Genomic DNA, 13,535 nt, shown 5'->3' on the forward strand with positions numbered 1-13,535 from the left:
GCCCCTACAGGCTGACGCCCACCGTCACCGGCTCGTTGACGAGGGTGATCCCGAAGGCCTCGCGCACACCGGCGACGACCTCGCGGGCGAGGTCGAGGAGGTCCTCGGTGGTCGCGCCGCCGCGGTTGGTGAGCGCGAGGGTGTGCTTGGTGGAGATGCGGGCCCTGCCCTCTCCGTAGCCCTTGGTGAAGCCCGCCTTGTCGATGAGCCAGGCCGCCGAGGTCTTCACCCGGCCGTCGCCCGCGGGGAAGCCGGGCGGGGTGACGTCCGGGCCGAGACGGTCCGCCACGCGCGCGTGGAAGGCCGCGAACTCCTCGTCGGTGAGGATCGGGTTGGTGAAGAAGGACCCCGCCGACCAGCTGTCGTGGTCCTCGGGGTCGAGCACCATGCCCTTACCGGCGCGGAGCTTCAGGACGGTCTCCCTGGCGATCGCCGCCGGGACCCGGTCCCCCGCCTCCACGCCGAGCGCGCGCGCCGTCTCCGGGTACTTGAGCGGGGCGCTCATCCCCTGCGCGTCCTCCAGCTCGAAGCGCACGCGCAGGACCACGAAGCGATCGGGATCGGCCTTGAAGCGGCTGTGCCGGTACGAGAAGTCGCACTCGGCGTTCGCGATGGTGACCGTCTCGTGGGTCTTCCTGTCGTAAGCGACCACTTCGGTGATCGTGGACGAGACCTCCTGGCCGTACGCCCCCACGTTCTGGATCGGCGTCGCACCCGCGGAGCCGGGGATTCCGGCGAGGCACTCGATGCCCGCGAGACCGGCCTCGACGGTGCGGGCGACCGCGTCGGTCCAGACCTCTCCGGCCGCGAGCTCCAGCTCGGTGCCGTCGAGTTCGAAGCCCCGCGTGGCGATGCGCAGGGCGGTGCCTTCGAAGCCCTTGTCGCCGATGACCAGGTTCGATCCACCGCCGATGAGCAGCAGCGGAGTCCCGGTGTCATCGGCCTCGCGGACGGCGGCAACCACCTCGGCATCGGTGGCCGCGGTGATCAGTCGGGTCGCGGGGCCCCCGAGGCGGAAGGTGGTCAGCGGGGCGAGGGGGGCATCGTGGAGTTCCTGCACGTGCTCAAGAGTACGAGAACGGCCCCGCCGGTCGGGGCGGGGCCGTTCTCGTCCGGCCGCTCAGGCGGCGACCAGTTCGTCCCGCTGCTTCGACGTGGCCTCCGAGGGCCCCGTGGGCGTCGCCCCGCGGGAGGGGATGAACAGCGCCGCCACGGCCCCGAGCGCCACCACCGCGGCGCCCACCCACAGTGCGGGCTCCAGCCCGTTCACGAAGTCCCGCCCGGACGCGTAGCCGCCCTGCGCCGAGAAGATCGAGGACATCACGGCGATGCCGAGTGCGCCGCCGACCTCGCGCAGCGCGTTGTTGGCGCCGGACGCGATGCCCTGCTCCTGCGGCCGCACGCTGGACATGACCAGGTTGGCGGCCGGGGCGAAGTAGAGGGCCATCCCGATGCCGCTGATGATCAGGGCGGGGAGCTGCACGCCGTACGCCGCGTCGGGGGCCACCACGACGGCGTACCAGGCCAGGCCCAGAGCTTGCAGGAAGAGGCCCGCGGCGACGACCGGGCGGCCGCCGATCCGGTCGGAGAGGTACCCGGCGAGGGGCGAGACGAGCATCGGCATGCCGGTCCAGGGCAGCATCCGCAGTCCGGCCTCGGTGGGCGAGTAGCCGAGGACGATCTGCATGTACTGGCTGAGCAGGAAGATCGAGCCGAACATGCCGAGGAACATCAGCAGGCTCGCGGCGTTGATCCCGGAAAACGCACGACTACGGAAGAGGCGCATCGGCAGCATCGGCGCCTTGTTGCGGATGCCGTGGTGGACGAAGCCGCCGAGCAGCGCGGCGCCCGCGATCAGGCTGGTGAGGACGGTGGCACTGGCCCAGCCGTCGAGAGGACCGCGCACCAGGGCGTAGACGATTCCGAAGAGTCCGCCGCTGGCCAGCAGGGTGCCCGCGATGTCGAGGCGCGCTCCGGAGGCGTACGACTCGGCGAGACGGAGGCGGGCGAGCGGCAGCAGGGCCAGGCCGAGCGGGACGTTCAGCCAGAAGATCCACTGCCAGGACACGTGTTCGGTGAGGCTGCCGCCGATGAGCGGCCCACTGGCGACCGCGAGACCGTTGACGGCGCCCCAGATCCCGTACGCCATACCGCGCTTGGCCACCGGCACGGCCGCCGTCAGCAGGGTCAGCGTCAGCGGCATCATGATCGCGGCACCGGCTCCCTGCACCGCACGGGCGGCGACCAGGGCCTCGAGCCCTGGCGCGAGGGCCGCGGCGGCCGAGGCTCCGGTGAAGACCGTGAGACCCACCATGAAGAGCTTGCGCCGCCCGAACCTGTCCCCCAGGGCGGCGCCGAACATCAGCAGGACGGCGAAGGTGAGGGTGTAGGCGCTCACGGTCCATTCGAGGTCGTGCAGCGCTCCTCCGAAGTCCTCGCGGATGGAGGGCAGGGCGGTGGTGACGACGAGGTTGTCGAGAGCCGCCATGAACCCGGCGACGCTGGTGACGACGAGGGCCCAGACGGCGGTCCCCCGACTCGGTGTGTGCTGTTCCATGACTCCCCCTGGATAGCGAAGCTTGCGGGTTTTGGTTAGTTATTGATGACTAACTTTGCTGGGCAGACGGAACCACGCCGACGGACGACGAGGAGCCCGCCCTGCGGGACGGTGATGCGCGGAACGGCGACGCGGAGCAATGGCGAGAACGGTGGCGCGGAACTACTTCTTCGCGGGGTGATCCTTGACCCGGGCCGAGAGATAGAGCCCTTCCCAGACCCTGTGCTCAGCCGGAAAGCCCATCGCGGCAAGGGTGTTGACGAGCATTCCGTAGGCCAGGAAGGTCGTGGTCTCGTCCACGTCCGCACCGAGCGGCACGTGCACCGTGTCCCACAGATCCATCCAGGCCGTGCGGACCATCTCGCCGAACTCGTGGTCACCGGAGGCCTCCGCCGCGGCCACGGTGACGTACGTCTGCAGCTGCATCTGTAGCTTGTCCGGCTCCTTGGCGATCAGCTCGGTGTACGCCTCCGCCATGGCGTGCAGCGCCTCTTCGCCGTGCAGCCCCTCGGCCGCGGCTTCGAAGACCTTGCGGACGTCCTCCATGCAACGGGCCGACGCCGCGAGGAACATCGCCTTCTTGCCGGGGAAGAGCCGGAAGAGATACGGCTGCGAGACACCCACGCGCTTGGCGATCGCCTCGGTGGAGGTCCCGTAGTACCCGCCCTGGGCGAACTCCTTCATCGCCGCGCGGATGACGCTCTCGCGCCGCTCCTCTGCGCTCATCCTGACCATGCGGCTAAGTTAGTGGTCAATCACTACCTACGTCAAGCAGTAAGGGGCGCCCGCAATTGCGGGCGCCCCTTACTGCTACTGCTTCTACTGCTACTGCTTCGTACTGCCTCGGTCAGGCGAGCTGGACGACGGCCCGGGACATGCCCAGGACCTTCTGCCCCTCGCTCGTCGCGACGAGGTCCACCCGGACACGGCCGTCGTCGAGCTTGGCCCCGACCTTGGCCGCGACCTCGATGACCGCGCCCTTGTCGTCGTTCGGGACGACGACGGGCCGGGTGAAGCGCACGCCGTACTCGACGACGGCTCCCGGGTCGCCCGCCCAGTCGGTCACCACGCGGATCGCCTCGGCCATGGTGAACATGCCGTGCGCGATGACGTCGGGAAGGCCGACCTCGACCGCGAACTTCTCGTTCCAGTGGATCGGGTTGAAGTCACCGGACGCGCCCGCGTACCGCACGAGAGTGGCGCGCGTCACCGGGAAGCTCTGGGCCGGCAGCTCGGTGCCGACCTCGACGTCGTCGTAGGAAATCTTCGCCGTCATCGCCTCAGGCCCCTTCCGCCGCACGCGCCACGAGCTTGGTCCAGGCGGTCACGACGTGCTCACCGGCCTCGTCGTGGACCTCGCCGCGGATGTCCAGGATGTCGTTGCCCGCGAGCGACTTGATGGTCTCGATGGACGAGGTGACCGTCAGCCGGTCCCCCGCACGCACCGGGCGCGTGTAGACGAACCGCTGGTCCCCATGGACGACCCGGCTGTAGTCGAGCCCCAGCTGCGGGTCCTCGATGACCTGGCCCGACGCCTTGAACGTGATCGCGAACACGAAAGTCGGCGGGGCGATCACATTGGAATGACCGAGAGCCTTGGCAGCCTCCGTGTCGGTGTACACGGGATTGGCGTCGCCCACGGCCTCGGCGAACTCGCGGATCTTCTCCCGGCCGACCTCATAGGGATCGGTGGGCGGATAGGACCGCCCCACGAAGGACTGGTCGAGCGCCATGGACTCGGCACCTCCTGCGATTGGTTTCATCAACGACGCGAGGCCGCCCCCAAAAATCTGGGGACGGCCTCGTGTACGAGCCTGTGTTTAGCGCGTTTCGCGGTGCGCAGTGTGCGCGTTGCAGCGCGGGCAGTGCTTCTTCATCTCAAGACGGTCCGGGTCGTTACGCCGGTTCTTCTTGGTGATGTAGTTCCGCTCCTTGCACTCCACGCAGGCCAGCGTGATCTTCGGGCGGACGTCTGTGGCAGCCACGTGAGTGCTCCTTGACGGACGGATGGACGGATGAACGCATAAAAGAGTAGCCGATCGAAGGACCGACCCCACAATCGGCTACTGTTAGTAGCGGTGACCGGACTTGAACCGGTGACACAGCGATTATGAGCCGCTTGCTCTACCGACTGAGCTACACCGCTGCGATGCCGGATCCCCTCGCCCGAAGGCGAGGATCACCTGACATCAGAGCCCCAATGCGGAATCGAACCGCAGACCTTCTCCTTACCATGGAGACGCTCTACCGACTGAGCTATTGGGGCGAGCGATGAAGACATTACACGGTCGGCCGCCGATCGCCCAAATCCGTTTCGTCAGGGCTCTCCGGGGGCATCGCGAAGGCCGCCTCAACCGTCTCTGAGCGCCTCATCAGTGCCGTCGCACCACACCGGTACGACTATTGCGCTCCTCCTCGAAGCGGGCCTTTCGCCGCCCTAGGCTCGACTCACGCTGCGTGATCTTGACGCCTCGCGCGATCTCGACGCCTCGACCGACTGCAGCCGCCCCCGAGCCCCAGGAGCGCGATGCCCGACAGCCAGCCGCAGCAGCCCCACTCCTCGGGCTCCTCGGGCCCCGACCCGGCCGAGTCCGGCGCGCTGCTGCTCTGCGGGGCGCGGCTCACCGACGGCAGGACCGTGGACGTCCGGCTCGGTGGCGGGCGCATCGAGGCGGTCGGCACGGCCGGCAGCCTGACCGCGCACGCCACGCGCGTGGACCTCGGCGGCCACCTCCTGCTTCCGGCCGCCGCCGAACCGCACGCGCACGGTGACACGGCGCTCTCGGCCGAGGTCGAGGGCCCCGTCTCGTACGACGTCCCGGACGTGCAGCGCAGGGCCACGGAGTCGGCTCTGCTGCAACTCGGGCACGGGGCCACCGCGGTGCGGTCCCATGTGCGGATCGGCGACGTCCAGGGGCTCGGCCCGATGGAGGCGGTGCTTCAGGCGCGGCGTTCGCTGCGGGGTCTGGTCGATCTGACGGTGGTCGCCGTGCCCCGGCTGCTGACGGGTATCGCCGGGGCCGACGGGCTCGCGATGCTGCGGGACGCGATGAAGATGGGCGCCTCCGTAGTGGGCGGTTGTCCAGATCTCGACCCCGATCCGACGGGGTACGCGGAGGCCGTGCTCGAACTCGCCGCCGAGCACGGCTGCCCCGTCGACCTGCACACGGACGGCGCCGACCCGGCCAGGCTCGGGCGGCTCGCGGCGATGGCGGGCGGTCTGCGTCCCGGGGTGGCGATCGGTCCGTGCGGCGGGCTCGGGCGGCTGCCCGTGGAAGTGATTTCGCGCACGGCCGACCAGCTCGCGGCGGCGGGCGTGACGGTCGTCTGTCTGCCGCAGGGCGGCTGCGGCGGTGCCGAGCGGCGCGGTGCGGCTCCCGTGCGGCTGCTGCGGGCGGCCGGGGTGCGGGTCGCCGCGGGCAGCGGCGCGATGCGGGACGCGTCGAACCCGGTCGGGCGCGGGGACCCCCTGGAGGCCGCCTACCTGCTGGCTTCGCAGTGCGGGCTGCGGCCCGACGACGCCTACGGAGCGGTCAGCGGGTCCGCGCGGGCGGCCATGGGGCTGCCCGAGGTGCGCGTCGAGGCGGGCTTCCCCGCGGAACTGCTCGCCGTGCGCGGCGACCGGCTCGCGGGGGCGCTGTCGCTCGCCTACAGCCGCGTCGTGGTGCACCGGGGGCGCGTGGTGGCACGCACCAGCGCGGTGCGCGAGTACTGCGACTCGGCCGCCGCGGTGGCCCTCGACCTGCCGCGGCAGGGACGCGCCAAGGGGAACGAGCCGGGACGGCCCAAGGGCGGCGGGACGGCTTCCTGAGGGGCCTCCTGATGGGCCTCCTGAGGGGCCGGACGCGGGCGTGTCGGGGCCTGTTCGGGGAGTGCGGGGGCCGTTTGGGGCACACGGCCCTTGAAGTTCCGGGCACACGGCCCCTGAACCGGGCACACGGCCCCTGAACCGGGCACACGGCCCCTGAAGGCGTCTCATCCGCGTGGGGCGAACCTGCCCGCCCTGCCGTACGGTCGGAAACATGCGCATTGTCATCGCTGGGGGTCATGGTCAGATCGCGCTGCGGCTCGAGCGTCTGCTCGCCGCGCGCGGTGACGAGGTCGCCGGGCTGATCCGCGCCGCCGGGCAGGAAGCCGAGCTGCGCGCGGCCGGTGCCGAACCGCTGCTGTGCGACCTGGAGTCGGCGTCCGTCGACGAGGTCGCAGGGCATCTGCGGGGCGCCGACGCCGCCGTGTTCGCGGCGGGCGCGGGTCCCGGCAGCGGCGCCGACCGCAAGAGCAGCGTGGACCGCGGCGCCGCCGTGCTGTTCGCGGACGCGGCGGAGCGGGCCGGGGTGCGGCGCTATGTCGTCGTGTCCTCGATGGGCGCCGATCCGGCGCACCAGGGCGACGAGATCTTCGACGCCTATCTGCGGGCCAAGGGCGAGGCCGACGCGTACGTGCGTTCGCGTGACGCCCTGGACTGGACGATCCTGCGGCCCGGGATGCTCACGAACGACGCGGGCACCGGTCTCGTACGCCTGGAGGCGGCGACCGGCCGCGGGCCGGTTCCGCGCGACGACGTGGCCGCGGTGCTCGCCGAGCTCGTGGAGACGTCGGCGACGGCCGGGCTGACGCTGGAGCTGATCAGCGGCTCCGTGCCGGTGCCTGTCGCGGTCAAGTCCGTCGCGGGGAACTGAGTCCCGGCGAAGGCGAACCGGAGCGGAACCGGAGCGGAACCGGAGCGCGGGCCCTCGCGGAGGCACCTCGCCCCTCGTGACGGCACCGCGGCCCCTCACGGCGGCGCTGAGGGCTCAGAACAGCGGGAGCTGCCCCGGGACCGTCGGGACCACATAGCCGTCCAGGGCGGCCTGTACGGCGCCGAGCTGGGCATGGCTGCGCGATCCTGGACAGGAGACCAGCTCTTCGCCGGCGCGCGGCCCCGGCGGGTCGTGGCGAGCGAACCGGCCACCGACGACGGCGATCTCGCGGCGGCACTCGGGGCAGTTCCTGCGGCGGGATGACATGTGATCAGTGTGCCCACCCGGAGCGCGCGAGGCTCGTTGCCCCTGCGGAACGCCCCGGATGCACGTACGAAAAGGCTCCGGCCCGCGTTCCCCCAGGTAAACGACGTGCGCCCCAACTGCGCGACGGAATAGCGCAGTTGGGCTTTGGCACCGTGGGCGCGGCCCTATCCTGGCCCCCAGGACGGCTGGCAGGTCACGCCGCATGGATGCCCCGGAGGGCAGATGGAACCCGCCGTGATCGGAGCCCGACTCGCGTCGAGCGTCGTGGGCCCGCTGGTCAGAAGGCTGTTCCAGCCCGAAGGCGCGGGGGCGGACCTCGTCGACAAGCCCGTCCGGGTGTCCCGTCTCGTCTCCTTCCGGGGCGAGAAGCGCACGCTCTCCGACAAGGACCTGCGGAAGATCTCGGAAGAGCTGGTCCAGCGTGCCGCTCACTCGACCGGAGTGGAGGAACTGCTTCCGTCCTTCGAGAAGCAGGCCGTCATCCACGCCGTCACCGACTCGCTGCGGTCCCTCGGGACACTGGAGATGGACGACGTGCAGGCCGTGCGCCTGGGGCATCTCGCGCTCTCCCAGCACCTGCGCGCCCAGAACAGGACGGCGACGCTGGGCCTGTCCCGCGACGCGGTCACTCTGCACGCCGGGGTCCTGGACACCGCCTGCCTGCACATCCTGAACTTCTTCAGCCAGCGGTCCACGTTCGTACCGCGCACCCTGCTCGAACAGAGCCGCGGCATCGAGGAGCTGACCCGGAAGATCGACTCGCTGATCACCCGGTCGCCGTCCCCGGCGGACGGTCCCTTCGAGGAGCGGTACGCGCACTACATCGCGACCAAGCACGGCAAGTTGAGCATCTTCGGCCTCGACCTGTCGGGTGCGCCGGAGAGCTGGCGGCTCGACGTGGCCTATCTCCGACTGAACGCGGCCGCCGACGTGTTGAGCGCCGCCCCCTCCGTCGTACCGGCCGATCACGTCCTCGCGGGCCGCAACCGCGTGCTCCTCCGCGGGCTCGCGGGCTCCGGGAAGACCACCCTCATCCAGTGGCTCGCGGTCTCCACGGCGACGAGGTCGTTCGACGATCAACTGCTCCATCTCTACGGTCTCGTGCCGTTCGTGCTCCCGCTGCGCACGCTGACGCGCAGCGGCGCCCCGCTCCCTCCCCCCGACGGGTTCCTGTCGGCCGTGGACTGCCCGATCGCGGGCAGCCAGCCGCACGGGTGGATCGACAGGGTGCTGCAGGCGGGGCGCGGACTGATCCTGATCGACGGGATCGACGAGATCCCCGAGGGCGACCGCAACGACGCCCGCCGCTGGCTCCGGGAACTGCTCAGCGCCTACCCCGACAACCGCTGGCTCGTCACCTCACGTCCTTCGGCCGTGCGGGAACGCTGGTTGAACGACGACGACTTCGCCGAGCTGGACCTCGCGCCCATGAAGCGCGACGACATCGCCGAGTTCATCCACCGGTGGCACAAGGCGGCCGGCATCAGCGACCAGTACGCCAGCGAGCTGCTGCGTACGGTGCGGGCCCAGCAGGACCTGAGCAGGCTCGCGATCAACCCCCTGATGTGCGGGCTGATCTGCGCACTGCACCAGGACCGCCGCGGCTATCTCCCCGACGGCCGCAAGGAGATCTACGACGCGGCCCTGTCGATGCTGCTCTTCCGGCGTGACCGCGAGCGTGGTGTCTACAAGACGGGGCCCATCCACGTCAGCGAGGCCGAGCACATCCAGCTGATCCAGAAACTGGCCTACTGGATGATCCGCAACGGCCGCTCCGAGATGACCCGCAGCGACGCGGTGGAGCTGCTGGGCCAGGTCCTGCCCGCCATGCCCAAGGTGGCCGAGCAGGGCACTCCGGAGGAGGTCTACCGGCATCTGCTCGTCCGCAGCGGCCTGCTCAGGGAGCCGAGCGCGGACTCCATGGATTTCGTCCACCGCACTTTCCAGGACTACCTCGGGGCGAAGGCGGCCGTCGAGGGGCTCGACTTCGACTTCCTGATCGCCAACGCGCACCTGGACCAGTGGGAGGACGTCATCAGGATGGCCGTGGCCCACGCCCGGCCCACCGAACGCACGTACCTCCTCACCGGCCTGATCAGGCGCGAGGACACCTCGTGCCAGGGCAGGGACCGGCTCCACCTCCTCGCGGCCGCCTGCTTGGAGCACGCGACCGAGCTCGCCCCCTCGGTGCGCGCGGAGGTTCAGGAACGGGCGTCCGCCCTCATCCCCCCGCGCTCGCCGGACCAGGCGCGCGCGCTGGCGGCGATCGGGCCCTTCGTACTCGAACTGCTGCCAGGACCGCGAGAGCTGCCGCAGCGCCCGACCGCCCCGGACCCGCTCGCCACGGAGGAACAGAAGGCGAAGGCCGTGGCGGAGGAAGCGGCCTACTGGGCGGTGGCCGACGAGGCGTACTTCACCGTGCTCACGGCCACACCGATCGCGACGGACGCCGCGATCGAACTGCTCGCCAAGTACCGCAACCACCCGGACCTGCGGATCCGCAACGAACTCGCGCGCGCGTGGGGCAGGTACGAGACGGACCTGTACGGCCAGGAAGTGGTCGCGCACCTCGCCGAGAACGGCCTCTACTTCCCCGTGTCGAACCTGTCCGAGCTGCGCGCGCTCCGCAGCTTCGGCGGGCGCTCCCACATCAAGATCACGGGCGAGTTCACCGTGGCCGAGTTCGTCGCCACGTGCCCGGGCCAGCGCCTCACCCACCTGTGGATCGAGGCCGACACGGGCCCCACGTGGGACTGGCTTCGCCTCTTCCCCAAGCTGTGCGAACTCACCATCGAGACGCGCCACCCGAGCATCGACCTCAGCACCCTGGAGGGGGTTCGCAGCCTGCTCACTCTCCGTGTCCCCGAAGAGGTCGCCCTCGTCGGCTCGGACCTGCTTCCGGAGTCCACGGCGATCGTACGAGGGGGTCTCGGCCCGGTCTGAACGGCAATCGGTCTGAACGGCGACCGGTCGGAACGGCGATCGAGGGCCAGGCCGGAGGCCAGGATCACCCACACACGAAGAAACCCCCTCCGCTCTACGTTTCCGCAGATCGGAGGGGGTTTACCTTCATGTGGCGGCGCCAGGATTCGAACCTGGGAAGGCTGAGCCGGCAGATTTACAGTCTGCTCCCTTTGGCCGCTCGGGCACACCGCCGGGGTCGCTGCCTGGTTCCGCTTGCGCGGCGCTCCGTGGCAACGACGTAAACGATACCTGATGGACAGGGGTGCTTCGCCACCCGATTGATCGGCACCCCACGCGGGGTCGGTGGCTAGGCTTTGCGGATGCGGCCGGCGCCATTGGGCCGCGTATCCGCTGAGTACGCATACCCCGACACCCCGATACAAGGAGCCACAGGACATGGCCGACTCCAGTTTCGACATCGTCTCGAAGGTCGAGCGGCAGGAGGTCGACAACGCCCTCAACCAGACCGCCAAGGAGATCTCGCAGCGCTACGACTTCAAGGGCACGGGTGCCTCGATCTCGTGGTCCGGCGAGAAGATCCTGATGGAGGCGAGCGGCGAGGAGCGGGTCAAGGCGATCCTCGATGTCTTCCAGTCCAAGCTGGTCAAGCGCGGCATCTCGCTGAAGTCGCTGGACGCGGGCGAGCCGCAGCTGTCCGGCAAGGAGTACAAGATCTTCGCCTCGATCGAGGAGGGCATCTCCCAGGAGAACGCGAAGAAGGTCGCCAAGATCATTCGTGACGAGGGCCCCAAGGGCGTCAAGGCGCAGGTCCAGGGCGACGAGCTGCGCGTCAGCTCGAAGAGCCGGGACGACCTGCAGACCGTGCAGGCGCTGCTCAAGGGCCAGGACTTCGAATTCGCGCTGCAGTTCGTGAACTACCGGTAATCAACTGGTCTGACCTGCACGGACGTTGTCAGGCTGAGCGAGCGGGGCACAACGGGGGCACATCGCCGAGGACAGCCTCAAAGGCGACCCCCGTTGTGTCCTCCTCGTGACGGCTGGAAGCCCAACCGCGCCATCCCCGGTGAGAACACCCTCGCCGACGAGTACGGGCTCTCTCGCCCGGAAGAGCCGGCGCCGGGCAAGTAGAAGCGCGCCGCAGGCATCAGTCGCGCGTAGCCCCCTCGGGCCAGAGCACCCGCACGGGCACACCCTTGGCCTCTGCGTAGGTGACGACATCGGCAGTGCCGCCGTAGCCGCGCGCGGGTCGGCCGTCCCAGACCGCGAGCAGTTCGTCGACCTGGTCGACGAGCAGTTCGCTACCCCTCATGTGCGCGTCCGAGTCGGAGCCGTCGAGGCCGGTTCGGTGCACGGTCGATGCTCGGCTCAGCAGCGTGTCGTACGTGGGGTGATGCCAGTCGGGGAGACCACCGCGGTACTGCTCGGCGGGAATCACCACCTCGACCCGGCCACCATGGTCGAGTACGGCCTCTGCGAACCAGGCGTCAGGCCCGTCCGCGATGCAGCTCACACCGACCAACTCGGCCACGTCGTAAGCCTCGACCGCATCGGCCAGCGCCTGGCGAACCTGCCGCTCGACCTCCGCGGACAGCCCACGGTGTCCCGTGATCCCGACTCTCATGTCTTCATCTCCCGGTCATAGGTAGGCGTCGTGCAGTCGCGTGTCGAAATCGCGGACAACCGTGGGCGGGGTCGCCGACGAGTAGCTGCGCCGGAACGTCCGGGCGCGCTCGACGACGCGCCCCGACCGCAGCCGCAGCCCTACGTCGAGCGAGCGGGTAGCGAGCGCGAACGCGGCGTCGAGGTGCCCCGATGCCACGTGTCCGCTCGCCACATCGAGGCCCAGCAACGCCCTCTGCTTCTCATGGTTCGAGGACAGTGCGGCGGTGGCATCGTCGAGCGAAGTGAGCACCCATCGGGGACGTGCGAGGCGCGCGCCACAGGTCACCCGCGCCGCTGCCACCTTGCGCAGGTCGAACGCGAACACCCATGGCCACGGCGGAGGTTCCTCGCCGGGCATCTGCTCGGCCTCGGCAGCACTGGTGAGCAGCGCCCTCTCGGCGGCCCTCTCGTCCCCACCCGTGGCGTGCGCGATCGCCTCTAGAGATGACAACCACGCTGCCGCAATGGCCGGACGCTCGCCGCCGATCTGTTGCCGCGCCGTGCGGATCAAGCTCAGGCCCTGCGCGACGTTGCCCGCCTCGACCTCGAATTGCGCGAGACTGCCCTGCTGATACGCGATGAGCAACCGGTCACCCGAGCGTCGTGCCGCCTTGATCGATGCGCCGTACCACGTGCGCGCCGAGCCAGCGTCGGCCATGTCCCAGGCCAACCACCCGGCAAGGCTGGCGACTTCGCTACCCGCCGCCGCAAGGTGAGCACGCATCGCCTGGTCAGCCACCTGCGCCGCGACGGTCTGCACGAGGCGCATGTGTCCTTGCACAGTGTCCGCAAGTTGCCGCGCGGGCACGGTCGCGTCCATCCGCCGGTACGCGGTGGTTGCGACGCGCAGCACGTCGGCCGGGCTCGCACCCCAGTCGAGGGGCGCGGGTGCCGCTGCGCCGAGCACGGGGGCCGCTGCCGTGACGAGTGCCCCGGCCATGAATCTGCGCCGTTCCACTGGGTCGAGCCCTTCCATAGGCGTGACCAGGGCCGCGCCGTCGTCGGCGAGGCCGACCAGTCCGGGCGCAATGCCAAGGTGATGAGCGGCCCTCGCAAGGGTGTTCATGTCGTAGGTGGCTACGCCCCGCTTCTCCATCCGGGATACCGCGGATTGCGATAAGCCGATGACGTCGCCGAGCTGCCTCTGTGTCATACGCACGGCACGCCGGGCGAGTTCGAGCACCCGCCCGTAGTCGCCAGCCCGCTACGCCTCTCTCGCGGCGGTGTCCGACCAGTCCATGCGTGCCTGCCCCTCAACGGTAGGTACCGCGCACCGGGTTTGCGAGCGCGGAAATGCGTCCGACGCATACGCGCATGAGCCCTGCGCATCGTTGCTGGTTCACTCTCTGCCCTGCGCGGTTCCCTCATCTCCTCGCGTACATACC

General features: G+C 70.0%; 12 protein-coding genes, 3 tRNA genes and 1 pseudogene. 4 read left to right on the forward strand and 12 right to left on the reverse strand.

The features are described from left to right. Positions 1 to 4 precede the first annotated feature (4 nt). The 8 genes and pseudogenes from CP970_RS17385 to CP970_RS17420 all read right to left on the reverse strand — a co-directional run. Positions 5 to 1,075 (reverse strand): annotated as a pseudogene (locus CP970_RS17385) (UDP-N-acetylmuramate dehydrogenase); the annotation flags it as partial. 45 nt (positions 1,076 to 1,120) lie between these two features. After that, positions 1,121 to 2,557, reverse strand: a complete 1,437-nt coding sequence (locus CP970_RS17390) for an MFS transporter (RefSeq protein ID WP_055547839.1) — start codon at positions 2,555 to 2,557, stop codon at positions 1,121 to 1,123. Between the two features lie 162 nt (positions 2,558 to 2,719). After that, on the reverse strand, positions 2,720 to 3,292 hold the full coding sequence (locus CP970_RS17395) for a TetR/AcrR family transcriptional regulator (protein ID WP_055547841.1): 573 nt from the start codon (positions 3,290 to 3,292) through the stop codon (positions 2,720 to 2,722). Between the two features lie 112 nt (positions 3,293 to 3,404). Then, entirely contained in the window at positions 3,405 to 3,833 is a 429-nt protein-coding gene (locus CP970_RS17400; protein ID WP_055547843.1) for a MaoC family dehydratase, read from the reverse strand. A gap of 4 nt (positions 3,834 to 3,837) precedes the next feature. Beyond that, positions 3,838 to 4,290 (reverse strand): MaoC family dehydratase N-terminal domain-containing protein, encoded by a 453-nt coding sequence (locus CP970_RS17405; RefSeq protein ID WP_055547844.1) that lies wholly within the window; start codon positions 4,288 to 4,290, stop codon positions 3,838 to 3,840. 87 nt (positions 4,291 to 4,377) lie between these two features. Continuing rightward, the gene (gene rpmG / locus CP970_RS17410) at positions 4,378 to 4,542 is read right to left on the reverse strand and encodes a 50S ribosomal protein L33 (protein ID WP_004571794.1); all 165 of its coding nucleotides are present in this window, start codon (positions 4,540 to 4,542) and stop codon (positions 4,378 to 4,380) included. An 88-nt stretch (positions 4,543 to 4,630) separates the two neighbouring features. After that, positions 4,631 to 4,703, reverse strand: a tRNA-Met gene (locus CP970_RS17415). A gap of 47 nt (positions 4,704 to 4,750) precedes the next feature. Then, positions 4,751 to 4,823, reverse strand: a tRNA-Thr gene (locus tag CP970_RS17420). Between the two features lie 261 nt (positions 4,824 to 5,084). On the opposite strand from CP970_RS17420, the gene CP970_RS17425 reads away from it, so the two are divergent. Then, positions 5,085 to 6,368 carry an amidohydrolase family protein gene (locus tag CP970_RS17425; protein WP_055547846.1) on the forward strand — a complete coding sequence of 428 codons (1,284 nt, stop codon included), beginning with the start codon at positions 5,085 to 5,087 and terminating at the stop codon, positions 6,366 to 6,368. Positions 6,369 to 6,579: 211 nt separating this feature from the next. Further along, on the forward strand, positions 6,580 to 7,236 hold the full coding sequence (locus CP970_RS17430) for an SDR family oxidoreductase (RefSeq protein WP_055547849.1): 657 nt from the start codon (positions 6,580 to 6,582) through the stop codon (positions 7,234 to 7,236). 114 nt (positions 7,237 to 7,350) lie between these two features. On the opposite strand, the gene CP970_RS17435 is transcribed toward CP970_RS17430, so the two are convergent. Next, a complete protein-coding gene (locus tag CP970_RS17435; protein WP_055547851.1) occupies positions 7,351 to 7,563 on the reverse strand; it encodes a hypothetical protein in 213 nt (70 codons plus the stop codon). 234 nt (positions 7,564 to 7,797) lie between these two features. On the opposite strand from CP970_RS17435, the gene CP970_RS17440 reads away from it, so the two are divergent. Next, on the forward strand, positions 7,798 to 10,506 hold the full coding sequence (locus CP970_RS17440) for an NACHT domain-containing protein (protein WP_224058482.1): 2,709 nt from the start codon (positions 7,798 to 7,800) through the stop codon (positions 10,504 to 10,506). A gap of 131 nt (positions 10,507 to 10,637) precedes the next feature. Here the strand turns inward: CP970_RS17440 and CP970_RS17445 are convergent. Next, positions 10,638 to 10,719, reverse strand: a tRNA-Tyr gene (locus tag CP970_RS17445). 204 nt (positions 10,720 to 10,923) lie between these two features. On the opposite strand from CP970_RS17445, the gene CP970_RS17450 reads away from it, so the two are divergent. Continuing rightward, a complete protein-coding gene (locus CP970_RS17450) occupies positions 10,924 to 11,412 on the forward strand; it encodes a YajQ family cyclic di-GMP-binding protein (RefSeq protein WP_055547853.1) in 489 nt (162 codons plus the stop codon). A 220-nt stretch (positions 11,413 to 11,632) separates the two neighbouring features. On the opposite strand, the gene CP970_RS17455 is transcribed toward CP970_RS17450, so the two are convergent. After that, positions 11,633 to 12,109, reverse strand: coding sequence for a hypothetical protein (locus tag CP970_RS17455; RefSeq protein WP_055547855.1), 477 nt, complete (start codon positions 12,107 to 12,109; stop codon positions 11,633 to 11,635). Positions 12,110 to 12,124: 15 nt separating this feature from the next. Next, positions 12,125 to 13,333 carry a helix-turn-helix domain-containing protein gene (locus CP970_RS17460; RefSeq protein WP_224058484.1) on the reverse strand — a complete coding sequence of 403 codons (1,209 nt, stop codon included), beginning with the start codon at positions 13,331 to 13,333 and terminating at the stop codon, positions 12,125 to 12,127. Positions 13,334 to 13,535 lie beyond the last annotated feature (202 nt).

Source organism: Streptomyces kanamyceticus, assembly GCF_008704495.1.
GTDB lineage: Bacteria > Actinomycetota > Actinomycetes > Streptomycetales > Streptomycetaceae > Streptomyces > Streptomyces kanamyceticus.